The following is a 23,562-nucleotide window of genomic DNA, read 5'->3' as shown; positions in this document are numbered from 1 at the left end:
TGCCTTCGGCCGGCCTCGCGGCCGCCGTTCTCCTGCTCAGTTGTCGGTCATCGGTGTGCCACCATAGCCGAAATACCCGGCAATCGGGTTGCGAAGATGCGCCGCTTCTGCCACGATTTGGCATTGGATGGCGAATTCAAGAAAAAGATTGGAATTTGAAGCTATGAAGCTGGATGAGATCGACAGACGCATCCTGCGCGCCCTGCAGCGCGACGGCCGCATGGCCAACAACGATCTGGCGAAGGAGGTCGGCCTGTCGCCATCGCCTTGCCTGCGCCGCGTGAAACTGCTGGAGGAGGCCGGCGTCATCGACCGCTATGTCGCGGTGCTCAACCCGGCCAAGATCGGCCGCGGCCAGACCTTCTTCACCCGCATCTGGCTGAAACAGCAGGACGAGGACACGATCGAGCATTTCGCCGCCGAGGTGGCGAAATTCCCCGAAGTGATGGAGTGCCATCTGATGCTCGGCGACTGCGACGCCCTGGTGCGCATCGTGGCGGCCGGCATCGACGACTACCGCCGCTTTCAGTCGGAGCATCTGAGCCGCATCAAGGGCGTGCAGAACGTCAAGACGGACGTGCCCAGCCAGACGATCAAGCAGACTTCGGAGATGCCGTTGTGAAGGGCTTCCCTTCTCCCCTTGTGGGAGAAGGTGGATCGGCGCGCAGCGCCGAGACGGATGAGGGGTGTTGGAAGGATCGCTACGATGAAGAAATGGGCGCTTGAAGCATCCTATTCTTCAGCGCCTCGTTTCTTCCAGCACCCCTCATCCGGCCGCTTCGCGGCCACCTTCTCCCACAAGGGGAGAAGGGAAGCCTTCGCTCAATGATGCGCGTGGTTCTCGTTCCGCTTGCGTGTCGCCGCCGCCTTCTTGGCCGAAGCCGAACGCTCGGCCGCGGAACGCTCGCCGGAGGCCTTGCCGCCCATGCGGCCGCCCTTGTGCGCGGCCGGATTGCCGGTGTGCTTGCCTCGGCCGGACCCGCCTTCCTTCTTGCCGCCGGCATCGTCCTTGTTGACGGTCGCCCAGGCGCGACGCTCGGCCTCTTTCTCGGAGACGCCCCGCTTCTCATAGCCTTCGGCGATATGGTCGGCCTTGCGTTCCTGCTTGTCGGTGTATTTCGATTTGTCGCCACGTGGCATTTTTCTTCTCCTTGTTGCGCTGAGTGAATTCCAACCCTCAGGAACGCTTCTTCTTGGCGACGTCGCCAAGGTCGGAGCGTTCCGGATCCTTGTTGTTCTCGCCGGCGGCGTCGCGGTTCTCGTCCGGATCGTCCTTGGCCGGCAGGTAGCCGCGCGGCCTGTTGGCCTTCGGGCCTTCCCAGCGCGGCCATTGATCCGACGTTCCAGCCGGTCCTTTCTTCGGTGAATTGCTCATCCGTGCCTCGCTTTCCGGAGGGCGTTCAGCCTTCCGCCTTCATGGTTCGTGCGATCTTCAAAAGCTTGTCGCGGTCGTGTCCGTGCTCGCGGATCAACTCGCGCGCCTGCTTCGGCGAGAGGTCGGTGTTCTCCGCCAGGAACCACACGTCGGGATCGTCGCCTTCCTTGGTTGGCGGGTTGCCGGGAGCGTGTGCCGCACCGGGGCGATGGGGTAGTTCGCTTTTCCGCATGATTTGTCCTTCCAATGCTCAACCAACCCTTCTCGGAAGGACAGGTTCCCTCCTGGTGAGGGCCGTGTTTCAGCTTTCCTGCTTTTCCTGACGGCGCGCGGACGCTTCCTTCTTGCGGCGCAGCACCTCGTCGGTGCCGACGATGTCCTTCGAGCCGCCGGTGATCGCGGTCGAGACCACGGCCGGCGGGTCGCTTGCCGGAAAACTATCCTCGAGCCCCGACTGCAATTGCTCCTCGAGCGTGTCCGGGTCTTCCGAGCGGCCTTCGGCGCGGCGGCCCTCGATCTCCTCCAGGTCCTGCTTGGCGTCGGGGTGCTCGCGGACATTGCGCAGCGTCGATACGATGAGCTCGATGGCGAATTCCTTCATCACTTCCGACTCCGGCGCGGCGACATTCATTTCCTCGACCAGCCGGATCAGCGAGGTCTCGAGCCTGTCCAGTTCCTTCATGCCCTGATGGCGGGCGAGCTTCTGGGCGAGCGAATTGATGAGGACCGGCGCGAAAACCGAATAGGCTTGCATGCGGGTTTCGTCGGCGCGTTCGGGATGCAAGGACATCGGTGCCTCCATAAGAATACCGGGCGCCGCCTTCCGTTTCGTCGTGGCGGCATCTAAGCAACCGGAAGGAGCCGAACTGGTTCCATGCGGCACCGAGGGACCGTCGGAGGCCGCGTGAGGCCGAATTGCAAGATCGAGCAGCTCTGGCTGTTCGGCGTCTTCATTCGCGTTGGCGCTCGGCGGGCGTTCCAAACGCCGGATCCCGGTCACGCGAATAGCCGCCAACGCGCGGCAGCCCATCGTCCATGATGACAAATGGCAGCCGCATGTCCCAGTAGGCGTGCGCCTCCGGAAGAAAGCGCTTGGGCCGATCCATGAAGCCGATGGAGAGATAGAATTCGTCCGGCAGGCCTTTGTCGGCATAGCCGATCGAAGTGCCGCAGTCCCCGCAGAAGGAGCGCACGACACCTCGCGTGCGGGAAAAGGTTTTTGGCATTGCCGCCAGCCATTCGACCTGCGCCGGCCGGTAACCGACCCAGATGGTCAGAGGACTGCCGATGGCCCTGCGGCAATCATCGTCGTGATCGAAGCAGATCCAGAACGGCTCGCCGTCCATCCGCGCGCTCACCGCCCCGCAAAAACAGTGGCCTTGTTCGATAGCCATGGTCCCTCCGCGATTGTCCCGAAAGAAATGGCGTCCGTGCAGGACACGAACGCCATTTTGAACTCAGCGCTGGCCGCCCTTGCGGCCGGCTTCGGAAGCACGCTGGCGGTCCTCGGCGAAGTTGCCGCTGCCGCCCCTGTGCTGGCCGGCGCTCCGCTGACCCATGTTGCGGTCCTCGGCCTGCTGCTGCCCGCTGCCGCGATGCTGGTCCTCGCGGTTCTTGTGGCTCTGCTGGCCGGCTCTGACGTGCTGTTCGTGGGTTCCGCCTTGATTGGGCATATCGAATTCTCCGTTGATTCGGATTTCTTCTTAGGGTGAATTCAAGGGCACGTTCGGCACCCTTGAGTAAGGGGAACAGGTGCCGGCAACCGATGTTCCGGCCGAAACATTTCGTGACTCGGGGTCGGACTGAAGTCCGACCGGGACAGCGCATTGGGCTGGCTTGTGCAACCAATGTGCTTTCTGCGAATTGGTGAGCGGCCGTCGACGAAGCCCCCCTCCATCGCCGGCCGTTCTGGTGCCCGCCGATCGCCCCCCGCGCAATTGCGGCGGGCACCGATATCCACGAACAAGAAGGCCGCGAAGCCGGCTTCGGAGCGAGACGACGTTTTGACCTATATCATCTCTGCAAAGCCCGCCCGGCAGGACGCCGAAAGCCTGCCTGCCAACGACAACAACCGTGCCACCCTTGCCGATCTTTCCTTCCTTGATGTCATCAACGACGAGGCCAAGGTCGCCGAAATCGCCAGACGCGCGGAGCGTCTCGGCCACGTCACACTGATCGTCATGGCGATCGGGCTGACGGCCCTGCCGCTGCTTTGCTTAATGCTCCGCTGATTCGGGCCTGGCCGCGCCGGCACGCGCTATGGTTGAGTTCTAATGCATGTCGCCCACAAGTGCAGCGGTTTTGGGACAACGACATGCATAAAACCAATAAATGCATGTCGCCCACAAGTGCGCAGCGGTTTTGGGACAACGACATGCATAAAAACAACAACCTAAAGCCCGTCGCATGAGGCCATTCAGACGCGACGCGCTTTAGCGTCCGGAAAAGAAGGCGTCGAGCGTGGCCGCCGTCTCGATCGGCGACTCCTCCGGAAAGAAATGGCCGCCGGGCAGGGCGCCGCTGCTGACGTCGTCTGCCCATTCCCGCCACAGCCCCAATGGCCCGCCTTCTTTGACATACCATTCCGCCAGCGCGCCATGCTCGCTCCACAGCGCCAGCACTGGGCAGGCGATGCGCCGGCCGGCCTCCCGGTCGGCACGGTCGTGCTCGCGATCGAGCGAAGCCGCGGCGCGATATTCCTCGCAGATGGCGTGGACATGCGCGGGATCGCGCAGCGCGTCGACATAGGCCTGCCGCACCCCGGGCGGGAAGGCGACGGGCGCGGACCCCCAGCCGGAAAGCGCGTTGTCGACGATGGCCGCGGCGGCGGCTGCCAGGATCGTCTCCGGCAGCGGTTCGGGTTGCGCCAGCAGCGACCACGGCCAGTAGCCCAGCGCCAGCCTTGCGTCGGCGCGGTCCCAGGCATCTGCGGTCGGGATGATGTCGAGCACAGCCAGCTTATCGACGCGGTTCGGATGGTCGAGCGCCAGCCGGTAGGCGACGCGCCCGCCGCGATCATGGCCGGCGACCATGAAGCGCTTGAAGCCGAGCGTCTCCATCAGCGCCACCAGGTCGGTGGCCATGGCGCGTTTGGCGTAGGGCGCGTGGTCGGCCGCCGATGGCGGGCAGGAGCTTTGCCCGTAGCCGCGCAGATCGGCGCAGACGACGGTGAAATCGCGCGCCAGGCCTGGCGCCACGTCGCGCCACATCAGATGCGTTTGCGGAAAGCCGTGCAGCAGGAGCAGGCCGGGCCCGCTGCCGGCGCGGCGGGCAAAGATCCTTGCCGGGCCGGTGTCGATTTCCAACGCCTCGAAATCCGCGAACATGGTTGCCTCCGGAAAATGGCGTGCCGGGCCTCAGCTCCAGGCCGAGTCCAGCGTCAGCGAAGCCTCGAAGATCTGCTCGTTCTCGGCGTTGCGCAGCTTCACGGTGATCTTCAGCCGCTTGGCTCCCGGTGCCTCGTCGCGGGCAATGTCGTGCAGGATGCGCAACGCTTCCAGGCCGGCGCGCTCGGGGGTGGCAAAAAGCTGCCCCTGGTCGTCGACCTGGCAATACTCGGAATTATAGAGGTCGAAATAATAGCGTTCCATCGATGCGGCGTCCCAGGCGGTTCGCAAGGTTCAATCCCTGGCCGCGATCATGGTTCCAAGCATTTGATCCTGACGGGAAATCGGTGGCGCGCCGGCCTTTGCGGCGCCATCGCCTGCAACCAGCCCCGGTCTGCCGCGTTAGCTGTTGCGAATGGAGGACGCCGGATGCTGGAATCGCTTTATCTCAACCTTGGCCAGCACGACGCCTTGTCGGAGGAAGAGAAAGCACTGCTCGCCGGCGCGATGTCGCTCGAAAAATATGTCGCCGCCGGCGAGGATATCGTTTCGGAGGGAACGCGGCCGATCCACAGCACGCTCATCATTGACGGGCTCGCGGCCCGCTACAAGGTGCTGGAGGATGGCGGGCGCCAGTTCACCTCGCTGCAGGTCGCCGGCGATTTCGTCGACCTGCATGCCTTCCTGCTGAAGACGATGGACCACGGCATCGTCGCGCTCTCGCCCTGCCATGTGCTGTCCGCCGAGCACGCCAAGCTGCGCGCGATCACCGAACAGGCGCCGCATCTCACCCGGCTTTTGTGGCTGGACACGCTGGTCGACGGCGCCATCCACCGCGAATGGATCGTGGCCATGGGCCGCCGCTCGAAAATCTCGCATCTCGCGCATCTGATATGCGAGCTGTTCGTCAGGTTGCAGGTGGTGAAGAGGACCCACGAGTCGAGTTTCCATCTGCCGCTGTCACAGGCCGAACTCGCCGACGTGCTCGGCCTTTCGGTCGTCCATATGAACCGGGTGATCGGCACGCTGCGCCGCATGAACGTCATCAACTGGACGGGCCATAGGATCGTCATCCTCGACTGGGAGCGACTGGTCGCCATTGCCGAGTTCGATCCGACCTATCTCAGCATGGTGCACGAGCCCAGATAGGGCGGCGTTTCCGTGAAACGGTGAAACGCACTAGCGGGGTGGCTTGGAGCGTAACGAGAGATCGTCCAGCATGGTGAGCGCAGCACTTGGCTGGGAAGGCTTCAACAGGCCCTGCTGCATGGCGACCTTTTTGAAGGCGGCAAAGGCGATCGCCGGTCGGCAGATACCCGCGATCGCGTCGTCCACCAGGCGGACCGCTTCGAGGTAGTCCGGCGCTTCCTTGTTCTTCCAGCTTCCGGCAAGCGCGGTCCTGGCCTCGGCGACCGTGGTGACCACCATCGAGCCGCCGCCGACGAAGCGGATGGTGAGCGGCAAGAAACGGCTCATCTTTCTTTCACCACCCCAGTTTCTTTCACCAACCCAGCCATTCGCGCGTACGCCAGGCCAGGCCGACAAAGGGCACGGCCGTGATCATGACGGCGGCAAGGACGAAAAGCGGGCTGTTCAAACGCAATGATTTCATGATGCACCATAAGAATGGGGTTCGCCGTAAACGATGACTCCGCCGGTCGGTTGCATCCGGCAGGCAAGTCCGGGCTAAATTCCGAAGCTTACATGTTGCTCGCGGGCCGGATCGGCGGCGCCGGCCTATGCGGTGGCCTGGGCCGTGGCCTGAGCGGCACCTCGGCCAGCGAAGCGCGGATCACCCGGACCGGGATCGGCGGCATGGTGGCAGGCCGGCGCAGCAAGGCGGTCGACAGACCGCCTATAAAAGTTCGAACGTCCATGGGACTCCTCCTGAAGAGTCCCCCCAACGACGAGGGGTTAGCATCGCGGGACGGCGGCTGCATTTAACTTTGATGTATGTCCTGGCGCCGTGCCGCGGTGCGACAAAACCTCGGCCAAGCTTTGCCGGCCCAACCTTTTCGCAGGACAAGCGTTGTCCTCGAAAGGAGATCACCATGCCGACCACCAGCCACACGAAGTCCAGCGCAGCCCGAAAATCAGCCCCGGCCAAGAAGAAGACGGACACGGCCGAGACCGCGCGACGGCAGCGCGGCGTGCAGCGCAAGGTTGACGCCACCGACCGCAGCAAGCCGAAGCCGAAGGCGACGGGCGCCATGCAGGCCGGCGCGCGCAGATACCCCACGCCGCCTTTCCCCAAACAGCATCATCCCAAGCCCGGCGAGGAATGGGCGCTCGAACCGGCGCCGCTCTACGACGCGCCGTTCTGGCAAGGGTCGGGCAAGCTCAAGGACAAGGTCGCGCTGGTCACCGGCGGCGATTCCGGCATCGGCCGCGCGGTGGCGGTGCTCTTCGCGCGCGAAGGCGCCGATGTCGCCATCGTCTATCTCAATGAGGACCGCGACGCGAAGGAGACGAAGCGGGCGGTCGAGGCCGAGGGCAGGCGCTGCATCACCTTGCGCGGCGACGTCGCCAAACGCGCTTTCTGCCGCAAGGCGGTCGCCGAGACGGTCAAGGCCTTCGGCAGGCTGGATGTGCTGGTCAACAACGCCGCCTTCCAGGTGCACTCGGCCGACTTCGCCGATCTCACCGAAGCGCATTTCGACACCACGCTGAAGACCAATCTCTACGGCTATTTCCACATGGCGCAGGAAGCCGTGCCGCACATGAAGCCGGGCTCGGCCATCGTCAACACCGGCTCGGTCACAGGTATCGAAGGGTCGAAGGAACTGGTCGACTATTCGATGACCAAGGGCGGCATCCACGCCTTCACCCGCGCGCTCGCCGGCAACCTCGTCAGCAAGGGCATCCGCGTCAACGCGGTGGCGCCGGGGCCCGTCTGGACGCCGCTCAACCCGTCCGAGAAGGAACCGCAGGACGTCGCGCAATTCGGCGCCAAGACGCCGATGAAGCGGCCGGCCCAGCCGGAGGAGATCGCGCCGGCCTATGTGTTCCTGGCCTCGCCGCAATGCTCCAGCTACATCACCGGCGAGATCCTGCCGATCATTGGGGGTTACTGATCCATCAGGAGGATCCCATGAAAAAAGTGCTTCTCATCACGGCCCTCACATTGATCCCGGCGCTGCCGGCGGCGGCCCAGACGACTGCCCAACCAAAGGACCCGCAGGCGCAGAACTGCCAGGCCAAGCCCAACGCCAACGATCAGCAGCAAAAACAGAAGCAGCTGGCCGCCGCGGACGAATTGTCGAAGCAGCTCAGCGATTGCGGCGGTGTGCTGAAGCCGCCGCCGACTGGCGACCAGAACGCGACGACCCCGCCGCCGACCGGCAGCGAAATGCCGATTATCAAGCCGGGCGAGGTGCCGCCGCAGACGAGCAAATGAAACTGCCAAGGCAATCACGCTCGGTCTGCTTGGCAGCGCCGCGGCACCGAACCTGGTAGCTAACCCGATGTTCCATTAGCTGTCGCTGAAAAAGCCACTTGGAACATTCCGGCTATGTCGATGTTCAATCTGACCAGGAGGAACAGCCATGACGGACGACAGGACCAAACGCGACTTTCGAGACCGGGACCGCGTGTCGGCGGACGAAGAGTATGAGGTGCGCTACTTCGCGAAGCAGCACCGGATCACGCCTGAGCAGGTTCGCGAGCTGATCAGCGAACACGGCAACGACCGCAAGACGCTCGAGCGGGAAGCGAGGAAGCTACGGGATTGACAGGCATTCCCAGTCGGGGTCGGTCTAGACAGGTCTTGCAAACATTGACGCCTGCCGGCGACGTGATCGCTCGCCCAATCATATGTTAGCGCGTCACTCCGCCGAATGTGTAAAGTTCGAGCAGTCGCCGCACAGAGCAAAGGCAAGCGCGCGCCGGAAGAGCCCATCACGCTTTCGCCCAACCTATCTCAAGGGAAGTAGAGCTTCGATGAGCGACGCAAGAGGCGGCAGTTATGCCGCGAAAGGTGAGTATCTCGATCACCGTCTGGAATGCCCGCACTGCGAAACGATCCGGTTGAACATCCCCAGGAACGTCCAACCCTCGACGCCGATCCATTGCGCCGAGTGCGGTGCGTATCTCGGCACGTGGGACGAAATCCAGACCGACTTCGAGCAACAGGGTGGCAGCGACGGAGTGTTTCGCCTGGCAAGCGGCCGCATCAGACGGCTTGCTTAATCAGGCTCTCCCGTCAATGCCTGTCTTTCAAAAAGCGAGCTTCGCGCACGAGGGACGTCCAGTCGATGCCGATCATATGGATTAGCTCCCTCGCTTGCGCCTCGGTTATACCCACTTCCTTGGCCAGCTTCTCGGCCAGCAGTCGTCTATCGGCTTTATCGTCGTGCCCGTCGTTCTGCATGCGCACTCTCCATCGCTCTACAGGTAAAGCGCGAAGATAGGAGAGGTTTCACCAGGTCCAGGTCGATCTTATATTATTTGACAGACCCAAACGATGGCCCTCTGTTTGCGAACCCACGGCAATGCCTAAGAGCGAGAAATCTCAAAGCGACAAATTCCGCGAAGCCGCCCGCGAACTCGGGACGGACGACAGCGAAATGAACTTCAACGCGCGCCTGAAGCGCGTCATCAAGAGTTCCCAGCCGAAGGAAGAGGCGCCGCCAGTGCCGACCAGGAAGCCGAAGGCAACCGAAGGTCGCTAGATTCTGGCCGGACGCTGTAGGACTATAATCCTAGATGGGGCGATTCTCTTAGGGAAGTCGCAATGGTTCGGCGCAACAAGGCAAAACAGCTTTCAGATGGCGAAATTGAACGGTTCATGGCGGCGGCGGAAGCGCTGCATCGGAGCATCGTAGACCCGCTGATATCGACGCAGTGCGAGCACTACCGCTCGATGCAGGAGCTTCACGCGGCGCTGTTGAAGACGGTGCGGGATATCACCGGCAAGGACGCCGCGTTTATCAAATGGTTCGGGGCTGGGTCGGCTTAGTGGCCTTCTCGACCGAACTCGCCATTGACTGCGGCAGGCCTTCACCCTTGAACGTCAGTCTCCCCCCGCTGGAACCATCCGCCTCGGGCCGGATTGTGATTTGCGGGCCGCGTCAGCCGGACCTGGTGGCAAAGAGAACAGGGCTGGTTTCTCCGGCTTCACGCCCTGGCCAACGAAAAGGCAGTCGAGCTCTTGTCCCACCCGGCCCGCTCCGTATTGGACGTGGGAAGCACATGGCAGAGCAGACGCAATCCGACAAAGCCGGCACCGAACCGCGCAAGGGCATGCCGAGCCCGCGCCTCGGCGAGGCGGTATTCACGATGCCGGGCTGGGTCGAAGAAGGCTGGATGATGCTGAAGGAAAGCGTCACCGGCTTTATCGACGACAATGCGCTGAGCCGCGGCGCGGCGATGGCGTTTTACGCCACCACCTCGCTGGCGCCGATCCTGCTGATTGTCGTGGCGATCGCCGGTTTCGTCGTCGGCAACGACGCCGCCCAGCTCGCGCTGTCGGCCGAGATTTCCGGCGTCATGGGTCCGCAAAGCGCCGACCTGCTGAAGGCAACGATCGAAACCGCTTCGCACCGTTGGTCGGGAACGCTGGCCACGCTGATCGGGCTGGTCACGCTTCTCGTCACCGCGTCGGGTGTCTTCGGCGAGATGCAGCAGTCGCTCAACGAAATCTGGAAGGTCAAGCCCAACGGCGTGTCGCTGTCGAGCCTGGTGCGGGCGAGGGCGGCGAGCCTCGGCCTTGTGGCGGCACTTGGTTTCCTGCTGCTGGTCTCACTTGCCGCCAGCACCGCGATCTCGGCGCTTGGCGAGGTCATCAACCGCAGCCTGCCGTTCGGGGAGCTGATCGTCAGCTCCGTCAACACTGTCGTCTCGTTCCTGCTGATCGCGCTGCTCTTTGCCGCGATCTACAAGGTCCTGCCGGACCGAACACTCAAATGGCGCGATGTCGCCGTCGGCGCGCTGGTGACAGCGCTGCTCTTCACCATCGGCAAGTCGCTGATCGGCTGGTACATCGGCACCAGCGCCATTGCCACCTCCTACGGCGCGGCCGGCGCGCTGATGGTGGTGCTGGTGTGGGTCTATTACTCGGCGCAGATATTTCTCTTCGGCGCCGAGATCACGCGCTCCTATTCGGTGCGGCGCGGCAGCCGGCGTGATCTTGCGCCGGTGGTGGCCGCCGGCTCGGCAGCGGCGACGGCCATTCCCCGGCCGGTGCGGGGGGCTTCCGGCCTGGAAGTCGCGGCGTGGATCGTCCTCTCCTGCCTGATCACCGTGCTGATGTTTCAAATCGGCGGCAAGCGAGAATGAGCCGGACCGGCGGCCAAACAAATGATGTGGCTGCCTTCACCGAAAGGAGTATCATCCTGGCGTCGTCCCCACCTGCCCGGCACGGGGACGCTTGGAAGTCAACTTAGGTGCTTTCGCCCAGCCTCTTTGAGGGAATAAGCACATGTGCTCCCAAGCCAGCCCCGACCAGGAGTCCCTCCTGGTCCCAGACTCCGTGCAGGTCTATGAAAACATGGGGGAGTGGTTCGTCGTCGTGGTCCGCGACGGCAAGGACCATGTGACGTCCTTCGAGCGGGAGTCATACGCCAGGGCCTATGCCGACGGGCAGAGGCTGGGGCTGAAAGAGCCGGGCAGTACGGACAAGCCTGGTTCACCGCAAGAATAGCTTACCGTTCCTTCTGGCGCTTCTCGATTTCGTAGGTGAGCCAACGGCAGAACATGCCGATTATCGAGGTCGCCGCGCCGCCAAGCAGGCAGGCAATCAGAACGGGGCTCTTGGAGGCGCTCGACCAGCTGACGATGGCAAGCAGCGTCACGCTGACCGTCGAGATCAAGTAGCCTATGCCCTTGAGAAGGTGGAGCGAGGTACTGTTCATCGCAAAAGCCTTTCGACCATGCGAAACCGTCCCGCCCGCGCCGGAACTGACCGTCGGCGGCAAGACAGGGCCGATGGGAGCCCTGCCTTCCCGCTCCGGACGAAATGTCACGCCGCCTCTGCCGCGACGTTGACCGCCGATTCGGCGAGCTCGGTGAGCGCGGCGTCCGTTTCCTTTTCTTCGTTCAGCGTCTTGTCGAGCAAGGTGACGGCTTCTGTCAGGCCGAGTTCCTGCGCCCAGGTCCTGAGCGTGCCGTAGCGCGAAATCTCGTAGTGCTCCACGGCTTGGGCGGCGGCCAGGAGACCGGCATCGAGCGAGGGCGAGCCCTTGTACTCGTCCATGATCTCGGCGCCTTCCTCGGTGATGCCCATGATCGCCTGGCAGGTCTTGCCCGCCGGCTTTTTGTCGATCACCTCGAACACTTCCTCGAGCCGCGCGACGTGTTCCTCGGTCTGATCGCGATGTTTCTCGAAGGCGGCCCTCAGCGCGTCGTCCTGCGCCGCCTTGGCCATCTTCGGCAGCGTCGCGAGGATCTTCTTCTCGGCGAAATAAATGTCTTTCAGCGTGTCGTGGAAAAGTTCGTTGAGGCCCTTGTTCGAGGCCGCTTTGGTGGTCGCCATCTGCGCATCTCCTGGTCAAGTTGGATGAGCAATCAACACCCCCTTCGCCAAGTTGTTCCGCAAAGATTTTGTCCGGCGAAGCGACCGAAAAATCTCAATTGTTATTGGCCGTCGCGCCGAAGCTCGGAAGTCGGGCGAAAGCTCCGCACCCGCCGCAATCTCCGTCCGCAATTCGCACGGGCATTTCTTTGGTTTCGCTCGGAACTTTTTGCCAGGCCGCGCGCTGTTTTGTAGCAGTTGTTTCCAACAATCGCAGGGAGCAGGAAAATGAATACCAAGATTCTTTGCATGAGCGTGATCGCGTTCTCACTCGCCATGGGCGCGGGGATTGCCAGCGGCGCCAAGGGAACATCGGCCTTGGACGACCCGCAAAAGATGGCGCCCTTCTTCACCGATGCCGGGATGAAGACGATGAAATCCGGCGACGAGTTCAAGAAGGCATGGCTGGCCATGACCGAGGAAGACCGCGCGTCGATCAAGAAGGACTGCGGCGACAAGGCCATCGCCAAGCAGCACGACGATTTCTGCAAGATGACCATGAAGCTCGGCGGCGCGAACTGACGCCGGCCGAACGGAGAAAGACAACGGCGGCTGTCCCGGCCGCCGTTTTCAATTCGATGGGTCGAAAGGATCAAGAGACAGGCATCGGCGCCCTTTCAGCGGGCGCGTTTTCGCTTGAAGGACTTCATTCCCTTGGTCAGGGAGGCCTTGGCTTCGGCGGCGTTCTGCCAGCCTTTCAGCTTGATTTTCTTGCCGGTGCCCAGCGCCGAGGAAAGGAAGAACTGCTCGATTTCCCGGCGAAGATCCTCGGGCACATCAGTGGACACCACGGGTTCATCCGGCGCGTCTTCCTTGTGAGGGCAGAAGATGTACCTGTCGTTGCGGACCTTGGAGCCGTCGGGATCGCGCTGTGTTACCCTGAGCGCGCCCAGCAGGTCGCATTTTATGACGACGCCCGGAGCGGCGGCGGCCTGGTGGATGACGAGCCCGTCAAGCGGATCGCCATCGTCACCCAGCGTCGAGGGCACGAAACCCCAGTCGTAGGGATAGGTGTTTCCCACCGGAAGAGGGCGGGAATATTCGAACACGCCGGTCCCCGGCTCATAGGCGAGCTTCGCCGCCGATCCCCTGGGCGTTTCAATGACCACACGGAATAGCTTGCGGGAGGTTGCCGGCAGTCTCAGATAGTCAGCCATTGCGCATCGGAACCCCAAGCCCTGTTGCGCAAGATGAACTTCACCGCCGCGGGAAGGTTCCACCGCGAGCCAGATATGCAGCGCTCGCCGCAAAGCCGGAATGAACCGTCCGCAAATATTACGTGGGTTTGCCTTGCCGCGAATGAAATTGAGCGCTATATGTACCAAATCGATCTTGTTGAAAGAACGTTGTTTCTTGGGCCATGGGCTCTGGCGATTTTCCTCTCGATTTCGAAAATTGTGGCGTCTGGCTAGCTGGCCGGGCGGAAAGATTTATGTCGATTTGAAAGGAAAAATCGAATGACTGCTGGAACGGTAAAGTTTTTCAACGCGACCAAGGGCTTCGGTTTCATCGAGCAGGGCAATGGACAGCCTGACGTGTTCGTCCATATCTCGGCGGTCGAGCGCGCCGGCATGCGTTCCCTGGTCGAGGGCCAGAAGGTGAGTTTCGACATCGTCAAGGATTCCCGCAGCGGCAAGAGCGCGGCGGAGAACCTGCAGGCGGCCTGAGCCATGCGTCGGCGCCATTGACCACGGATGTACTGGCAGTGGCGCCGGGGTTTTGAGGGGAGGTCGGGTTCGCCCGGCCTTTTTCATTTGGCCGGCCTTTTCACTTTGGATAGCGAGGTAGCACATGGCTGAGATGAACGTGTTCAAGCCGAAAGGCGATGCCAAGAACGAGGCCACCACGAGAACGGCGCGCGCCATCGTCGACAGCGACACGGCCGCCCGGATCGCCAAAACGGCGCGGCTGCGCGCCGCGAGGCTGGCGCGCGCGCCCGTCGAGGAGCTGCCGAAGAAAACCGCCAAGGCCAGATCGAAGCGTCCGCGCTGACCAGAGATCGCGACGCGCTCTTGAGCGGATCACTATTTCACGGAAACAGTGAACCGCCCTATCTCTTTGTTTGTCGCAATTCCGGACGGATCCTCTAGCGCGGCTGGCGCAAGTAGCCGGTCACACGGGATTCAAAACAGGGATCGCAGGCCGTCTAGGCTGCTCGCTCAAGCGCTGTGGCCAATCGGTCAGGATCGTCGACACCTCGCCCGAAAAGGCTCAATATCTTGATCGCGATCCGCTCGCGCTCTTGTTCGCAAATAACGCGATGTTTTGCGCAATAGTCGTTCAGCGCTTTTGTGAGAATGGCCAGTTGGACGGGGTCCGCCACACCGTATTCCAGCATGCCTGCCTCCCTGGACGGACGAAAAGCATGAATAGCTTCCAAGCGTCCGCGTGCCTCTACCGAACGGCTTGAGGAAAATACACCCAAAAATGTTCAGGCACGAATCAATTCCGTCAGACTGAGGTCCGACGGAAAGCCCGTCGCCGGGAGGATGTGGCGACGGGCTTGTCGGTCGGCGACTGCGGTTAGAGGGAGGAACTGGTCGCCTGCGGGATCAACCGGCGAAGGCGTGGTCGGTTCCATCCAAATTCAAATCTGACCCACTCCCGACCGAGGCTTTGGTTTTCACCCGGCCTGTCAAATAGATGGTCGCCAGGCCGTTGATGGAACGTTCAGCGAGCGACCCCCGTTAAAGCCATGAATTGCCTTCAATCCAAGCTGGGCGTCAAAATTGCCTCGGAAGACCGACAGCCTGACTTCACAAACCGTCTCCGATAGTCGTCGCGAGGCAGGCACCGGCGTTGGCGCGTCCGCCAGACACGTGCCGGGCGGGCATTGCCTTATCGCCATCGGAGCATCCGCCGGCGGTGTCGAGCCGTTGCGGCGGATCGTCGGCGACCTGCCACAGGGCCTGCCGGCCGCCGTGTTCATTGTGTTGCATGTCGGGGAGGTAAGCTATCTGGCCAACATCCTGGATCGCGCGGGACCCCTGAAGGCCATGGTTGCTAGGAACGGGGCAACTTTTGAAACCGGCCGGGTCTATGTGGCGCCGCCCGACTTCCACCTCCTGCTGCATGATGGCCACATGCTGCGGCGGCGCGGTCCGCGCGAGAATCTAGCCCGGCCGGCCATTGACCCGCTGTTCCGCTCGGCGGCGCTGAGCTACGGCGCTCGCGTCGTCGGCGTGCTCTTGTCGGGGTCGCTGTCTGACGGCACAGCCGGCCTCAGGGCGATCAAGGCCGTCGGCGGCATCGCCGTGGTCCAGCACCCAAAAGATACGCTGGTGCCGGCCATGGTGGAAAGCGCGCTGGATCATGTCGCGGTTGACCACTGCCTGCCAGCGGCGGAACTGGGTGGTTTGCTGGCGAAGCTTGCCGTGGAGCCGGCGGGCGAAACCTTGCCGGCTCCGCCCGCCGTCAGGCTGGAAGCGGCGATCGCCGCGCAGGAGCATTCGACCATGAAAAAAGAAGATCGACTCGGTGAATTGTCGGTGTTTACATGCCCGGAATGCCATGGGCCGCTTTGGGAGATCGAAGACGGTGACATGGTGCGCTATCGGTGTCATACCGGACACGCCTTCACGGCCGATGCGATGATGGAGGCGCAGGCGCTCGAGGCCGACGAAATCCTGTGGAGCCTGCTGCGCTCGCATCAGCAGCGCGCGGAATTCACACGGCGCATGGCCGAGCGGGAAAGGACGCGGGGTCGCTCCACGCTCGCCACGCGCTTGGCCAGACGGGCGAGCGAATACGAGGAGGATGCGCAGGTGATCGAACGCATCCTCGAACACAGGCGGGTACAGGCAACAGACGATGGCGAAGCCAGCGAAGACGGGAAGGAAACCACGGACTAGCGCGCGCAGCAGCCCGAAAGAGCCTATCGATGCGTCCTTTCCGATCATCGGCATCGGCGCTTCGGCGGGCGGCATCGGCGCGCTGCAGAAATTCTTTCCGGAGGTCCCGACCGACAGCGGCTTCGCCTATGTGGTGATCCAGCATCTCGACGCGGAGCATGAAAGCGTGCTGGCGAGCATCATCCAGCGCTGCACCGCGATCGACACTGAAACCGCGGCCGAGGGCATCGAGCTCCAAGCCAACAAGATCTATGTGATCCCGCCCGGCGTCTCGGTGACGGTTCAGAAGCATCGTTTCCATATCGCCAGGATGGCGACCGCGCGCGTCAGACGCACGCCGATCGACGACTTCTTCACCTCGCTGGCGCAGGAGCAGGGCGAGAACGCGGCGGGTGTCATCCTGTCCGGTACCGGCAGCGACGGCACCATCGGTCTCAGGGCCATCAAGGAGCGCGGTGGGCTGACGCTGGCGCAGGAGAGCGCCGAATATGACGGCATGATGCGCAGCGCCGTCCAGAGCGGCCTCGTCGACATGGTGCTGCCGGCCGAAAAAATGGCCGATAGGCTGGTGAGCTATTTCCGCCATTCCACCCGCACCGAAAGCGAGCGCGACCGCCACAAGCGCGACGTCGCCGACCAGCTTTCGCGCATCGCCGCGCTGCTTCGCAGCCGCACCGGCCATGATTTCAGCGGCTACAAGGACAACACGATCCTGCGGCGCATCCAGCGCCGCATGCAGGTGCTGCAGATCGATAATCCCGCCGCCTTCTACGACAGGCTGCGCGAGGACCCGCAGCAGATCGATCTCCTGTTCCAGGACCTTCTGATCGGCGTGACCAGCTTCTTCCGCGACGCGTCGGCATTCGACGCGCTGGAACGCCTCGTCATCCCCAAATTGTTCGAGGGCCGCAAGCCGGACGAGACGATCAGGGTCTGGGTGCCGGGCTGCGCCACCGGCGAGGAGGCCTATTCGATCGCCATGCTGCTCAAGGAGAACGCGCCGCGCGGCGCTGCGTCGCCCAACCTGCAGATTTTTGCCACCGACATCGACGAGCGCGCCCTGGAAGTGGCGCGCGCCGGACGCTACCCCGCGACCATTGCCTCCGACATGACGCCGAAGCGATTGAAGGAGTTTTTCTCGCGCGAGGACGGCACTTATCGCGTCGCCTCCGAGCTGCGGGAGGTCTGCCTGTTTTCCTCGCACAACCTCTTGCGCGACCCGCCTTTCTCGAAGCTCGACCTGATCGCCTGCCGCAACCTGCTGATCTACATGGGCCCGGAACTGCAGGAAAAGATCGTGCCGATCTTCCACTACGCGCTGCGCAACAACGGCTATCTCTTCCTCGGTTCGTCCGAGAACGTCACCCGTCATGCGCGGCTGTTCTCGACCATCGACAAGCCGAGCCGGCTGTTCCAGAAGCGCGGCGGCATCTCGGCGCAGCGGCTGCCCGAATTCCCGCTTGCTGCCGCGGCCAGGCAGGCTGCGCCGCACACGCGCCTGAGGGCAGCGACCGGGACGCTTCAGGAAACCGCGGAACGGTTGCTTATCGAGCGCTATTCGCCGGCCTATGTGGTCATCAACGCCGCCGGCGAGTTGATCCACAGCTCGGGCGGCACTGGAAAGTACCTTGAGCTCGCGGCCGGCGCGCCGGACCACAACGTGTTCGCCATGGCGCGGCGCGGGCTGCGCATGGACCTGCGAGCCGCCTTGCACAAGGCCGTCAGCACCGGGCAGACGGCAATCCAGAACAAGATCAGCATCGGCACCAATGGCGGGCGCCAGACGATCAGCCTCGCCGTCCAGCCGCTGCCCACCGAGAGCGGGGCGGACCCGCTCTATATGCTGGTCTTCCGCGACATTGGCGGCATCAAGCCGGAGACCGAGGACGAGCCGGTCCACACCACCGACGATGTCGAAAGCGCCAATGTCAGCCAGCTCGAGAAAGAGCTGAGGGAGACGAGGGAGCGGCTGCAAATCACGACGGAGGAACTGGAATCCTCCAACGAGGAGCTGAAATCCTCCAACGAGGAACTGTCATCCATCAATGAGGAACTGCAGTCGTCCAACGAGGAGCTGGAGACCTCCAAGGAGGAGCTGCAGTCGATCAACGAGGAACTGCAGACCGTCAACGCCGAGCTCAGCATCCGCGTCGACGAGCTCAGCCGCGCCAACAACGACATGGCGAACCTTTTGGAAAGCACGCAGATCGCCACCGTGTTCCTCGACCGCGACCTCTGCATCAAGAGTTTCACGCCGACCGCGCGCGACCTGTTCAGGCTGGTCGAGAGCGATGTCGGCCGGCCGCTGGCGCATGTGCGCCCCCGTTTTCCGGCAGACGGTCTGCAAAGTGACATGGAACAGGTGCTGCACAGGCTGGGCACCATCGAGCGGCAGGTCGGGGGAGCCGAAAGCGGCAGGCGCTACATCATGCGTGTCCTGCCTTACCGCACCGTCGACAATGTGATCGCCGGCGTGGTTGTCACCTTCGTCGACGTCACCCAGATCGCGCGGGCCGAGGAAAGGATCGGGGCGCTCTCGCACGATCTGCGCAACCGCGTCGAAAGCCTCGAAACGCTGCTCGACCTTGTGCCGGTGGGCATCTTCATCGTCGAGGACGGCAATGACGAGGAGATCCGCGCCAACCGCCGCGCGGTCGAGCTCGCCGGCGGGTCTGTCACGGACGCCAAGCTTATTGTTATGCCGGCCGTCCTGCCTTTGATGCAGAAGGACGCGGTAGTGGAAGCTGACAATCAACCGCTGCTCGCGGCAATGCGCACGGGCAGACCCATCCTCGGCTATGAAGCCCGGATAGCGCGCGCCGACGGTAGCAGCATCGACGTGCTGATCTCCGCCAATCCGCTGTTCGACGAAAACGGCAAGGTGCGCGGCGCGATCGCGGCGATGGTCGACGTTTCGGCCCACAAGAAGGCCGAACGCAGCCAGGAAAGGCTGCTGCACGAGCTGCAGCATCGGGTGAAGAACATCCTCGCCACCGTCATGGCGCTGACCTCGCGCATGGTCCGCACGTCGAATTCGCTGAGCGATTTCTCGACCGCCTTCCAGGAGCGTCTGCAGGCGATGGCCCACACGCACGAGTTCTTGTCTTCGTACAATTGGGAAGGCGCCGATCTGGAGAATCTGCTGCGGGCAACACTTTCGCCCTATAGCAATGCGCAGCAAAACGGCGTCCTTGTCCATGGTCGGCCGATCCGGCTGAACCCAAGTGCCGCCGCGACGCTCGGCATGGTTTTCTACGAACTCGCGAGCAACGCGGCAAAGTATGGCGCCTTCACCGCCGAGAACGGCAGGATCGAGGTTTCCTGGAACCGAGGAGAGCAGGACAGGCTGACGATCAACTGGAAGGAGATCGGCGGTCCGAGCATCGGCCAGCCCGCCAAAAGAAATTTTGGAACCACTTTCGTCCAGCAGAGTTTGGAGTACGAGTTGGGCGGAACTGTAGATTTGCGATTCAAGCCATCCGGTCTGGAATGCGTGCTGGAAATGCCGCTACAGCGGACGGAAGCTTCAGGGTATCGTTCGCCGTCTGCTCCCGGCAAGGCATGAATGAGAAAGCTCCTCTAACGGGTCTCCAGGTTCTTGTCGTCGAGGACACGTTCCTGATCGCCATGGACCTCTCCGATCAGCTTGCCGCATCCGGGTGTGCCGTGATCGGCCCCGCGGCCTCCGTGGAACAGGCGTTGAAGACGATGGACGGTATCGCCCTGGACGGCGCGGTGCTCGACGTCAACCTGCAAGGCGAACGCAGCTTTCCGATTGCCGAGCTCCTGGCCTCGCGCGGGATCCCGTTCCTGTTCCTGACTGGCTATGACAGCAAAACGGTCTTTCCCGACGAATTCCAGAACACGCCAAGACTGACGAAGCCCGTCGACACCGGCGAACTGACCGAAGCCGTGGCGAAGTTCCGTTTGCGGTGATGTCGACCGCAACGCAAAAGGCACGGTCTACCCAGGTGGATTAGGCCAAGAATCGGGCCTTCAAAATCGTCCGCAAATTGGTCGCGAGCGCAAAGAGCCAGGATGTTGGCTGTGCCGTCCGTGACGTGACCGGCAAACAGGTGATGCAAATCACGGCTCAAAGCGCGAGCCCCGACCGAATACCCCCTGCCAATAGGACTTCAGTCGCCAGGGCTGATTAACCGTTGTTAAGGCGCACAGCAGCGCTTGGGAGCAGAGTTCAAGCACGTGGGCTGTATTGCGTTGGGGAACAGCCAGCTGGGCCCGTTGCTTGTACGCCCTCGAAGCAACGGGCCTAGATCGTTTCAGGCTCGGTTGTTCCAGCGTTGACCTATTCTTGGATGGGATTCCCGGTGGTGTCTGCGGGCAACCTTCACCCTCGCGACCGACAATCGCGCAAGCCGGCGCCAAGCTGGCTTAGCCTGTATGTCGCTGTGGGTTTCTCCAGACGCTTCTTGGCAAGGCAACAGTCTACCCATGGATAGCCATCCGGATGGGGCGACCTCTCTGGAGTTCGCCAATGGGCAAAGAATATCCATTCACCGAAGACACCCTCGGCAAAAAGCTGGTGGCTGGCAGTGGCCTGTCGGTCTATTGCCTCACATGCAAGCGAACGGCGCTGCTCGACGTAGCGGAGCTGGTCAAGCGCCTCGGGCCTGGATACGGCTGCATGCACTGGGACCTGGTCAAGGTGATCTACTGCAGCGAATGCCGCGGCGCCGGTCGTGATGACCGAAACCTCCAGTTCACAAACTACGCAATGACGCCAGAGCAGCGGAGAGGATGGACGCCCTGTCTGTAAGCTTGGACTTACGGTGCGATGGCGCCGTTAAGAGTGGTGGCAATCGACACAAACTGGGCATTTAGCGCGCCGCCCAGCGAGGTCGCTCCAACCATGATTCCCAAGGCGATAAGCGCTGCAATCAAACCATATTCGATGGCCGTTGCTCCGGAATCGTCACGCAGAAAACTCACTATTAGTTGCATTTTTTAACAAGCCCCACTGCTGATTACGCAACTATGTGGGACCGCTAATTTAGATCGGGTAAATGAGCGTTGCTGCTTTTTATCCAGTCGCTGGAATCCGCGACGCTTGCCCTTAGAGCGGCCCGACAGTTCCGCGTTGGGGTTGCGTTGGGATGAACCGCCGGGCCTAACCGACTCGGTAGGGGGTGAGTCGGCTAACAGCGGAAACTAATTTAGCATCCCTGCATTCATATAGGTTTTTATGTCTTTTCCACCGGTTTCGCCGACTCCAGTCCGTTCCCTGGCTATCAGTGGCTGGACGCGCAATCCGGCGCCACAGGGGGCAGGGTGCTTTCGGCGACGCTGGCCTACGGCGCGCGACCGTCTCGACCAGCCCTGAACGCCTCGAAAAAAAGGGCGCGGCCAAGGAGGCAACGCCCTTCGTTGCGGGAGACGACCGCTACCAACGCTGCATGTTGTACCAGTCGTCGATGTCGCGGCGCACGCGGTCCTTTTCGAGGCCGTAGCGCTCCTGGATCTTGCCTTCCAGCTGGTCGCGCTTGCCCGCGATCCGGTCAAGGTCGTCGTCGGTGAGCTTGCCCCACTTTTCCTTGACCTTGCCCTTCACCTGCTTCCAATTGCCTTCGACGCGGTTCCAATCCATTGCCGGACCTCCTGTTGGACACAGAGGCTAACGGCAGCGCGGTCGCGAGGTTCCTGCCGAAAAGCGTTTCTCCTGCGCTCGGCGGGGGGCGAAGGATAGGCGCCAGGAGGGTTTCATCCGGCCGTCACAATGACCCGGCAAATTAGGAAATGCTGAACCAATGCCCCTCCGGTCAGCATGGTCCCAAGACCTCTCTGCCCGGCTCCTGGTCCGGGCTTCTTTTTAGCGGTCTTGGTCCAGCTTGGAACGGATGGCGCCGATAGCGTCCACGATGGCGTCGGCGGCGTGGCCGTCCAGCGCGATTTCCAGAATGCCTTCGGTCGTCTCGATCGAGAGGATGCCGAGCGCACTCTTTCCATCATCGACCGTCGCGACATGGATTTCGGTCGGGACGAAAGGCGCCGCCTTGTCCTTACGCTTCATCATTCACCTATGTTGACGCAAATGACGCTTGCCGAAAGCCGGCGTCATATTCAAGCGGGCTGACGTCTGACGCAGCGGGAGGCCTTTGGGCCTTCGCGCCCTCAAAAATCCGCGAGCGACGGAACATTCGCCCAGTGCCGATGTTCTTGAAAGCAGGATGGCGTGCAGCCCCGCTCCCCCCCGCGAATGGCGCGCCATCCGGACCGGGTTCAGACCCGGGCAAGCCCGCCTTGGCTGTCCCTCGCCAGGGCGGGCTCTACCAGAGAAAAGATCGGAAGGATCATGCTACATCAGGCAGCGCAGATCGCTGAGCAGGCCCATCGTGGCCAGAAGGACAAGACCGGCAGACCCTACATCGAACATCTGAGGCGCGTTGCCGATGCGGTTGAGACGCTGGACCAAAAAACCGTCGCCTACCTGCATGACGTCGTCGAGAAGGGCGAGGGCTGGAGCCTCGAGCGGCTGCAAAATGCCGGCTTCAGCCTGTCGGTGGTGGCGGCCGTCGATGCGTTGACCAGGCGCATGGACGAAAGCGAGGAAGGCTTCATCTGCCGCGCCGCCTCGAACGAGCTTGCGCTGCCGGTGAAGATAGCCGATCTGCGCGACAATCTCTGGCAGGCGTATCAGGTCGGCGCGGCGCCGCAAAAATACGAAACGGGTCTGACGATAATAAATCATATCGGCGCGGGGCACTGAGCGTCAGCGCTTCGATACGAGCAACTTCGGCTCGCGCACAAAGGAACTCCAGTCCAACCCGATCAGACGGATAAGTTCGAGCGCCTGCCGTTCGCTGATACCCGTTTCGTCAACGAGCCGCTTCACATAGTCATCCAGGGTCGGGTTGCGGTCCTCGTCGCGCGACATGGTGCTTCCGTTTCAGAAGACCAACCGACTGATCGACGGTTCCGCCGCAATCGCGGCCGAAGGAATGCGCGGCCGCCCGGCCGGCTATTCGTCCAGCTGCAGCAGATCGACCGGCGCGTCAGGCAGCGAGCGCTCCCGCAGCGCCTTTTCGAGGTCGTTGCGGTTGTCGGGGCCTAGGACCTCGGGCAGGTCGAGCGCCGTCAGGGTCTGATCGTCGAACTCGATCGGCGCCCCGTAGAGCTGTGAGATGTCCAGCACCAGGTTTTCAATGTCCTCGCGGGCGACGTTCTCCGCCAGGTTATTGAGCCTGATTTGTTCCGACAGCCCGATGATATTGACGATGCCGTTGGTCCGCAGGGCGCACTGGACCTTGCAGTGGGCATCATAGCGCAGCCGGTTGGAAAATTCTCGTAACATTGGAAAACCTTCCTTTCGCGGACGGTTGTCCCTCTGGACGCAACCATGCGCCCATGCCACACCGATGGCAATACAAAAATGTTAAAACTCGTAAATAAATCAACCGGTTAGTATAAGGTATCAAATGTGGTTTTGTAACATGATGGGGATCGTTAGCGTGCCCCGCTTTTCACGTTTTGACCGTTCTTGAC

General features: G+C 62.3%; 38 protein-coding genes and 1 pseudogene. 19 read left to right on the top strand and 20 right to left on the bottom strand.

The genetic code is table 11. From position 1 onward, the window contains the following. Positions 1 to 163 precede the first annotated feature (163 nt). The gene (locus EN869_RS28635) at positions 164 to 622 is read left to right on the top strand and encodes an Lrp/AsnC family transcriptional regulator (protein ID WP_127230531.1); all 459 of its coding nucleotides are present in this window, start codon (positions 164 to 166) and stop codon (positions 620 to 622) included. Positions 623 to 822: 200 nt separating this feature from the next. Here the strand turns inward: EN869_RS28635 and EN869_RS28630 are convergent, their stop codons facing one another. The 6 genes and pseudogenes from EN869_RS28630 to EN869_RS28605 all read right to left on the bottom strand — a co-directional run. Further along, on the bottom strand, positions 823 to 1,140 hold the full coding sequence (locus EN869_RS28630; RefSeq protein WP_127230532.1) for a plasmid stabilization protein: 318 nt from the start codon (positions 1,138 to 1,140) through the stop codon (positions 823 to 825). A gap of 37 nt (positions 1,141 to 1,177) precedes the next feature. Continuing rightward, entirely contained in the window at positions 1,178 to 1,375 is a 198-nt protein-coding gene (locus EN869_RS28625) for a hypothetical protein (protein WP_127230533.1), read from the bottom strand. 25 nt (positions 1,376 to 1,400) lie between these two features. Further along, on the bottom strand, positions 1,401 to 1,607 hold the full coding sequence (locus EN869_RS28620; protein ID WP_127230534.1) for a hypothetical protein: 207 nt from the start codon (positions 1,605 to 1,607) through the stop codon (positions 1,401 to 1,403). 69 nt (positions 1,608 to 1,676) lie between these two features. Next, a complete protein-coding gene (locus tag EN869_RS28615; RefSeq protein ID WP_127230535.1) occupies positions 1,677 to 2,165 on the bottom strand; it encodes a hypothetical protein in 489 nt (162 codons plus the stop codon). Positions 2,166 to 2,325: 160 nt separating this feature from the next. Further along, positions 2,326 to 2,769, bottom strand: coding sequence for a GFA family protein (locus tag EN869_RS28610; RefSeq protein ID WP_127230536.1), 444 nt, complete (start codon positions 2,767 to 2,769; stop codon positions 2,326 to 2,328). Between the two features lie 69 nt (positions 2,770 to 2,838). Beyond that, positions 2,839 to 2,934, bottom strand: a pseudogene (locus tag EN869_RS28605) (KGG domain-containing protein); the annotation flags it as partial. Between the two features lie 267 nt (positions 2,935 to 3,201). Here EN869_RS28605 and EN869_RS28600 point away from each other — a divergent pair. Continuing rightward, complete coding sequence (locus EN869_RS28600) at positions 3,202 to 3,606, top strand: hypothetical protein (protein ID WP_127230537.1); 405 nt, start codon at positions 3,202 to 3,204, stop codon at positions 3,604 to 3,606. A gap of 201 nt (positions 3,607 to 3,807) precedes the next feature. Here EN869_RS28600 and EN869_RS28595 read toward each other — a convergent pair whose 3' ends face one another. Continuing rightward, on the bottom strand, positions 3,808 to 4,701 hold the full coding sequence (locus EN869_RS28595; RefSeq protein WP_127230538.1) for an alpha/beta hydrolase: 894 nt from the start codon (positions 4,699 to 4,701) through the stop codon (positions 3,808 to 3,810). A gap of 30 nt (positions 4,702 to 4,731) precedes the next feature. Beyond that, complete coding sequence (locus EN869_RS28590; RefSeq protein ID WP_245489609.1) at positions 4,732 to 4,992, bottom strand: hypothetical protein; 261 nt, start codon at positions 4,990 to 4,992, stop codon at positions 4,732 to 4,734. A 138-nt stretch (positions 4,993 to 5,130) separates the two neighbouring features. On the opposite strand from EN869_RS28590, the gene EN869_RS28585 reads away from it, so the two are divergent. After that, positions 5,131 to 5,850, top strand: coding sequence for a Crp/Fnr family transcriptional regulator (locus EN869_RS28585; protein WP_127230539.1), 720 nt, complete (start codon positions 5,131 to 5,133; stop codon positions 5,848 to 5,850). Positions 5,851 to 5,880: 30 nt separating this feature from the next. Here EN869_RS28585 and EN869_RS28580 read toward each other — a convergent pair whose 3' ends face one another. Next, entirely contained in the window at positions 5,881 to 6,177 is a 297-nt protein-coding gene (locus EN869_RS28580) for a DUF982 domain-containing protein (RefSeq protein ID WP_127230540.1), read from the bottom strand. A gap of 224 nt (positions 6,178 to 6,401) precedes the next feature. Next, positions 6,402 to 6,578 carry a hypothetical protein gene (locus tag EN869_RS34640; protein ID WP_167507115.1) on the bottom strand — a complete coding sequence of 59 codons (177 nt, stop codon included), beginning with the start codon at positions 6,576 to 6,578 and terminating at the stop codon, positions 6,402 to 6,404. Between the two features lie 174 nt (positions 6,579 to 6,752). On the opposite strand from EN869_RS34640, the gene EN869_RS28575 reads away from it, so the two are divergent. The 4 genes from EN869_RS28575 to EN869_RS28560 all read left to right on the top strand — a co-directional run bounded on the left by EN869_RS28575 (position 6,753) and on the right by EN869_RS28560 (position 8,889). Further along, the gene (locus EN869_RS28575) at positions 6,753 to 7,775 is read left to right on the top strand and encodes an SDR family oxidoreductase (protein ID WP_127230541.1); all 1,023 of its coding nucleotides are present in this window, start codon (positions 6,753 to 6,755) and stop codon (positions 7,773 to 7,775) included. Positions 7,776 to 7,792: 17 nt separating this feature from the next. Continuing rightward, positions 7,793 to 8,098 carry a hypothetical protein gene (locus tag EN869_RS28570; RefSeq protein WP_127230542.1) on the top strand — a complete coding sequence of 102 codons (306 nt, stop codon included), beginning with the start codon at positions 7,793 to 7,795 and terminating at the stop codon, positions 8,096 to 8,098. Between the two features lie 148 nt (positions 8,099 to 8,246). Beyond that, the gene (locus tag EN869_RS28565; RefSeq protein ID WP_127230543.1) at positions 8,247 to 8,432 is read left to right on the top strand and encodes a DUF3606 domain-containing protein; all 186 of its coding nucleotides are present in this window, start codon (positions 8,247 to 8,249) and stop codon (positions 8,430 to 8,432) included. A 208-nt stretch (positions 8,433 to 8,640) separates the two neighbouring features. Further along, the gene (locus tag EN869_RS28560; protein WP_127230544.1) at positions 8,641 to 8,889 is read left to right on the top strand and encodes a hypothetical protein; all 249 of its coding nucleotides are present in this window, start codon (positions 8,641 to 8,643) and stop codon (positions 8,887 to 8,889) included. Between the two features lie 13 nt (positions 8,890 to 8,902). Here EN869_RS28560 and EN869_RS34635 read toward each other — a convergent pair whose 3' ends face one another. After that, positions 8,903 to 9,070, bottom strand: coding sequence for a hypothetical protein (locus tag EN869_RS34635; protein ID WP_167498654.1), 168 nt, complete (start codon positions 9,068 to 9,070; stop codon positions 8,903 to 8,905). 121 nt (positions 9,071 to 9,191) lie between these two features. On the opposite strand from EN869_RS34635, the gene EN869_RS28555 reads away from it, so the two are divergent. From EN869_RS28555 to EN869_RS28540, 4 genes are all read left to right on the top strand, one after another. Continuing rightward, the gene (locus EN869_RS28555; protein ID WP_127230545.1) at positions 9,192 to 9,371 is read left to right on the top strand and encodes a hypothetical protein; all 180 of its coding nucleotides are present in this window, start codon (positions 9,192 to 9,194) and stop codon (positions 9,369 to 9,371) included. A gap of 62 nt (positions 9,372 to 9,433) precedes the next feature. Next, positions 9,434 to 9,658: a hypothetical protein gene (locus tag EN869_RS28550; protein ID WP_127230546.1), complete on the top strand. Its 225-nt coding sequence runs from the start codon at positions 9,434 to 9,436 to the stop codon at positions 9,656 to 9,658. A gap of 320 nt (positions 9,659 to 9,978) precedes the next feature. Continuing rightward, positions 9,979 to 10,977 (top strand): YihY/virulence factor BrkB family protein, encoded by a 999-nt coding sequence (locus EN869_RS28545; protein WP_127230609.1) that lies wholly within the window; start codon positions 9,979 to 9,981, stop codon positions 10,975 to 10,977. Positions 10,978 to 11,170: 193 nt separating this feature from the next. Next, positions 11,171 to 11,341 (top strand): hypothetical protein, encoded by a 171-nt coding sequence (locus EN869_RS28540; protein ID WP_245512383.1) that lies wholly within the window; start codon positions 11,171 to 11,173, stop codon positions 11,339 to 11,341. Between the two features lies 1 nt (position 11,342). Here the strand turns inward: EN869_RS28540 and EN869_RS28535 are convergent, their stop codons facing one another. Together EN869_RS28535 and EN869_RS28530 are read right to left on the bottom strand one after the other, a co-directional pair. Next, a complete protein-coding gene (locus EN869_RS28535) occupies positions 11,343 to 11,552 on the bottom strand; it encodes a hypothetical protein (protein ID WP_127230548.1) in 210 nt (69 codons plus the stop codon). Positions 11,553 to 11,659: 107 nt separating this feature from the next. Further along, a complete protein-coding gene (locus EN869_RS28530; protein ID WP_127230549.1) occupies positions 11,660 to 12,172 on the bottom strand; it encodes a ferritin-like domain-containing protein in 513 nt (170 codons plus the stop codon). 267 nt (positions 12,173 to 12,439) lie between these two features. On the opposite strand from EN869_RS28530, the gene EN869_RS28525 reads away from it, so the two are divergent. Then, positions 12,440 to 12,733, top strand: a complete 294-nt coding sequence (locus EN869_RS28525) for a hypothetical protein (protein ID WP_127230550.1) — start codon at positions 12,440 to 12,442, stop codon at positions 12,731 to 12,733. Positions 12,734 to 12,828: 95 nt separating this feature from the next. On the opposite strand, the gene EN869_RS28520 is transcribed toward EN869_RS28525, so the two are convergent. Continuing rightward, positions 12,829 to 13,536: an inorganic diphosphatase gene (locus EN869_RS28520; RefSeq protein ID WP_245514643.1), complete on the bottom strand. Its 708-nt coding sequence runs from the start codon at positions 13,534 to 13,536 to the stop codon at positions 12,829 to 12,831. Between the two features lie 132 nt (positions 13,537 to 13,668). Between EN869_RS28520 and EN869_RS28515 the strand changes: the two genes are divergently transcribed. Further along, the gene (locus tag EN869_RS28515) at positions 13,669 to 13,878 is read left to right on the top strand and encodes a cold-shock protein (RefSeq protein ID WP_127230553.1); all 210 of its coding nucleotides are present in this window, start codon (positions 13,669 to 13,671) and stop codon (positions 13,876 to 13,878) included. 124 nt (positions 13,879 to 14,002) lie between these two features. Then, positions 14,003 to 14,203, top strand: coding sequence for a hypothetical protein (locus EN869_RS28510; RefSeq protein ID WP_127230554.1), 201 nt, complete (start codon positions 14,003 to 14,005; stop codon positions 14,201 to 14,203). 154 nt (positions 14,204 to 14,357) lie between these two features. Here the strand turns inward: EN869_RS28510 and EN869_RS28505 are convergent, their stop codons facing one another. Then, positions 14,358 to 14,549: a hypothetical protein gene (locus EN869_RS28505; protein ID WP_127230555.1), complete on the bottom strand. Its 192-nt coding sequence runs from the start codon at positions 14,547 to 14,549 to the stop codon at positions 14,358 to 14,360. A gap of 391 nt (positions 14,550 to 14,940) precedes the next feature. Between EN869_RS28505 and EN869_RS28500 the strand changes: the two genes are divergently transcribed. The 4 genes from EN869_RS28500 to EN869_RS28485 all read left to right on the top strand — a co-directional run bounded on the left by EN869_RS28500 (position 14,941) and on the right by EN869_RS28485 (position 20,839). Beyond that, positions 14,941 to 16,062, top strand: coding sequence for a chemotaxis protein CheB (locus tag EN869_RS28500; protein WP_245489610.1), 1,122 nt, complete (start codon positions 14,941 to 14,943; stop codon positions 16,060 to 16,062). Then, a complete protein-coding gene (locus EN869_RS28495) occupies positions 16,022 to 19,627 on the top strand; it encodes a CheR family methyltransferase (protein WP_127230556.1) in 3,606 nt (1,201 codons plus the stop codon). Before EN869_RS28500 ends, EN869_RS28495 begins: the two co-directional genes overlap by 41 nt. Then, the gene (locus EN869_RS28490) at positions 19,624 to 19,998 is read left to right on the top strand and encodes a response regulator (RefSeq protein WP_127230557.1); all 375 of its coding nucleotides are present in this window, start codon (positions 19,624 to 19,626) and stop codon (positions 19,996 to 19,998) included. Before EN869_RS28495 ends, EN869_RS28490 begins: the two co-directional genes overlap by 4 nt. A gap of 559 nt (positions 19,999 to 20,557) precedes the next feature. Next, a complete protein-coding gene (locus tag EN869_RS28485; protein ID WP_127230558.1) occupies positions 20,558 to 20,839 on the top strand; it encodes a hypothetical protein in 282 nt (93 codons plus the stop codon). A gap of 8 nt (positions 20,840 to 20,847) precedes the next feature. On the opposite strand, the gene EN869_RS28480 is transcribed toward EN869_RS28485, so the two are convergent. The 3 genes from EN869_RS28480 to EN869_RS28470 all read right to left on the bottom strand — a co-directional run bounded on the left by EN869_RS28480 (position 20,848) and on the right by EN869_RS28470 (position 22,093). Further along, positions 20,848 to 21,024 (bottom strand): Flp family type IVb pilin, encoded by a 177-nt coding sequence (locus EN869_RS28480; RefSeq protein ID WP_127230559.1) that lies wholly within the window; start codon positions 21,022 to 21,024, stop codon positions 20,848 to 20,850. 439 nt (positions 21,025 to 21,463) lie between these two features. After that, complete coding sequence (locus tag EN869_RS28475; RefSeq protein WP_127230560.1) at positions 21,464 to 21,667, bottom strand: CsbD family protein; 204 nt, start codon at positions 21,665 to 21,667, stop codon at positions 21,464 to 21,466. 222 nt (positions 21,668 to 21,889) lie between these two features. Beyond that, the gene (locus EN869_RS28470) at positions 21,890 to 22,093 is read right to left on the bottom strand and encodes a hypothetical protein (protein ID WP_245489612.1); all 204 of its coding nucleotides are present in this window, start codon (positions 22,091 to 22,093) and stop codon (positions 21,890 to 21,892) included. 279 nt (positions 22,094 to 22,372) lie between these two features. On the opposite strand from EN869_RS28470, the gene EN869_RS28465 reads away from it, so the two are divergent. Further along, entirely contained in the window at positions 22,373 to 22,786 is a 414-nt protein-coding gene (locus EN869_RS28465; protein ID WP_127230561.1) for an HD domain-containing protein, read from the top strand. A gap of 3 nt (positions 22,787 to 22,789) precedes the next feature. Here EN869_RS28465 and EN869_RS34630 read toward each other — a convergent pair whose 3' ends face one another. Next, the gene (locus EN869_RS34630) at positions 22,790 to 22,954 is read right to left on the bottom strand and encodes a hypothetical protein (protein ID WP_167507114.1); all 165 of its coding nucleotides are present in this window, start codon (positions 22,952 to 22,954) and stop codon (positions 22,790 to 22,792) included. Between the two features lie 84 nt (positions 22,955 to 23,038). Then, positions 23,039 to 23,371: a hypothetical protein gene (locus EN869_RS28460; protein ID WP_127230562.1), complete on the bottom strand. Its 333-nt coding sequence runs from the start codon at positions 23,369 to 23,371 to the stop codon at positions 23,039 to 23,041. Between the last annotated feature and the right edge of the window lie 191 nt (positions 23,372 to 23,562).

Origin of the sequence: Mesorhizobium sp. M2D.F.Ca.ET.226.01.1.1, assembly GCF_004022705.2 — a bacterium.
Classification (GTDB): Bacteria; Pseudomonadota; Alphaproteobacteria; order Rhizobiales; family Rhizobiaceae; genus Mesorhizobium.
The sequence above is the reverse complement of the archived record's forward strand: the minus strand, read 5'-3'. Positions and strand labels throughout refer to the sequence as shown.

Excerpts from the sequence above, each read along its gene's own strand:
- EN869_RS28635 (WP_127230531.1), top strand. The coding sequence starts at position 164 with ATGAAGCTGGATGAGATCGACAGACGCATCCTGCGCGCCCTGCAGCGC.
- EN869_RS28630 (WP_127230532.1), bottom strand. The coding sequence starts at position 1,140 with ATGCCACGTGGCGACAAATCGAAATACACCGACAAGCAGGAACGCAAG.
- EN869_RS28625 (WP_127230533.1), bottom strand. The coding sequence starts at position 1,375 with ATGAGCAATTCACCGAAGAAAGGACCGGCTGGAACGTCGGATCAATGG.
- EN869_RS28620 (WP_127230534.1), bottom strand. The coding sequence starts at position 1,607 with ATGCGGAAAAGCGAACTACCCCATCGCCCCGGTGCGGCACACGCTCCC.
- EN869_RS28615 (WP_127230535.1), bottom strand. The coding sequence starts at position 2,165 with ATGTCCTTGCATCCCGAACGCGCCGACGAAACCCGCATGCAAGCCTAT.
- EN869_RS28610 (WP_127230536.1), bottom strand. The coding sequence starts at position 2,769 with ATGGCTATCGAACAAGGCCACTGTTTTTGCGGGGCGGTGAGCGCGCGG.
- EN869_RS28595 (WP_127230538.1), bottom strand. The coding sequence starts at position 4,701 with ATGTTCGCGGATTTCGAGGCGTTGGAAATCGACACCGGCCCGGCAAGG.
- EN869_RS28585 (WP_127230539.1), top strand. The coding sequence starts at position 5,131 with ATGCTGGAATCGCTTTATCTCAACCTTGGCCAGCACGACGCCTTGTCG.
- EN869_RS28580 (WP_127230540.1), bottom strand. The coding sequence starts at position 6,177 with ATGAGCCGTTTCTTGCCGCTCACCATCCGCTTCGTCGGCGGCGGCTCG.
- EN869_RS34640 (WP_167507115.1), bottom strand. The coding sequence starts at position 6,578 with ATGGACGTTCGAACTTTTATAGGCGGTCTGTCGACCGCCTTGCTGCGC.
- EN869_RS28575 (WP_127230541.1), top strand. The coding sequence starts at position 6,753 with ATGCCGACCACCAGCCACACGAAGTCCAGCGCAGCCCGAAAATCAGCC.
- EN869_RS28570 (WP_127230542.1), top strand. The coding sequence starts at position 7,793 with ATGAAAAAAGTGCTTCTCATCACGGCCCTCACATTGATCCCGGCGCTG.
- EN869_RS28565 (WP_127230543.1), top strand. The coding sequence starts at position 8,247 with ATGACGGACGACAGGACCAAACGCGACTTTCGAGACCGGGACCGCGTG.
- EN869_RS28560 (WP_127230544.1), top strand. The coding sequence starts at position 8,641 with ATGAGCGACGCAAGAGGCGGCAGTTATGCCGCGAAAGGTGAGTATCTC.
- EN869_RS34635 (WP_167498654.1), bottom strand. The coding sequence starts at position 9,070 with ATGCAGAACGACGGGCACGACGATAAAGCCGATAGACGACTGCTGGCC.
- EN869_RS28555 (WP_127230545.1), top strand. The coding sequence starts at position 9,192 with ATGCCTAAGAGCGAGAAATCTCAAAGCGACAAATTCCGCGAAGCCGCC.
- EN869_RS28550 (WP_127230546.1), top strand. The coding sequence starts at position 9,434 with ATGGTTCGGCGCAACAAGGCAAAACAGCTTTCAGATGGCGAAATTGAA.
- EN869_RS28545 (WP_127230609.1), top strand. The coding sequence starts at position 9,979 with ATGCCGGGCTGGGTCGAAGAAGGCTGGATGATGCTGAAGGAAAGCGTC.
- EN869_RS28535 (WP_127230548.1), bottom strand. The coding sequence starts at position 11,552 with ATGAACAGTACCTCGCTCCACCTTCTCAAGGGCATAGGCTACTTGATC.
- EN869_RS28530 (WP_127230549.1), bottom strand. The coding sequence starts at position 12,172 with ATGGCGACCACCAAAGCGGCCTCGAACAAGGGCCTCAACGAACTTTTC.
- EN869_RS28525 (WP_127230550.1), top strand. The coding sequence starts at position 12,440 with ATGAATACCAAGATTCTTTGCATGAGCGTGATCGCGTTCTCACTCGCC.
- EN869_RS28515 (WP_127230553.1), top strand. The coding sequence starts at position 13,669 with ATGACTGCTGGAACGGTAAAGTTTTTCAACGCGACCAAGGGCTTCGGT.
- EN869_RS28510 (WP_127230554.1), top strand. The coding sequence starts at position 14,003 with ATGGCTGAGATGAACGTGTTCAAGCCGAAAGGCGATGCCAAGAACGAG.
- EN869_RS28505 (WP_127230555.1), bottom strand. The coding sequence starts at position 14,549 with ATGCTGGAATACGGTGTGGCGGACCCCGTCCAACTGGCCATTCTCACA.
- EN869_RS28495 (WP_127230556.1), top strand. The coding sequence starts at position 16,022 with ATGGCGAAGCCAGCGAAGACGGGAAGGAAACCACGGACTAGCGCGCGC.
- EN869_RS28490 (WP_127230557.1), top strand. The coding sequence starts at position 19,624 with ATGAATGAGAAAGCTCCTCTAACGGGTCTCCAGGTTCTTGTCGTCGAG.
- EN869_RS28485 (WP_127230558.1), top strand. The coding sequence starts at position 20,558 with ATGGGCAAAGAATATCCATTCACCGAAGACACCCTCGGCAAAAAGCTG.
- EN869_RS28480 (WP_127230559.1), bottom strand. The coding sequence starts at position 21,024 with ATGCAACTAATAGTGAGTTTTCTGCGTGACGATTCCGGAGCAACGGCC.
- EN869_RS28475 (WP_127230560.1), bottom strand. The coding sequence starts at position 21,667 with ATGGATTGGAACCGCGTCGAAGGCAATTGGAAGCAGGTGAAGGGCAAG.
- EN869_RS28470 (WP_245489612.1), bottom strand. The coding sequence starts at position 22,093 with ATGATGAAGCGTAAGGACAAGGCGGCGCCTTTCGTCCCGACCGAAATC.
- EN869_RS28465 (WP_127230561.1), top strand. The coding sequence starts at position 22,373 with ATGCTACATCAGGCAGCGCAGATCGCTGAGCAGGCCCATCGTGGCCAG.
- EN869_RS34630 (WP_167507114.1), bottom strand. The coding sequence starts at position 22,954 with ATGTCGCGCGACGAGGACCGCAACCCGACCCTGGATGACTATGTGAAG.
- EN869_RS28460 (WP_127230562.1), bottom strand. The coding sequence starts at position 23,371 with ATGTTACGAGAATTTTCCAACCGGCTGCGCTATGATGCCCACTGCAAG.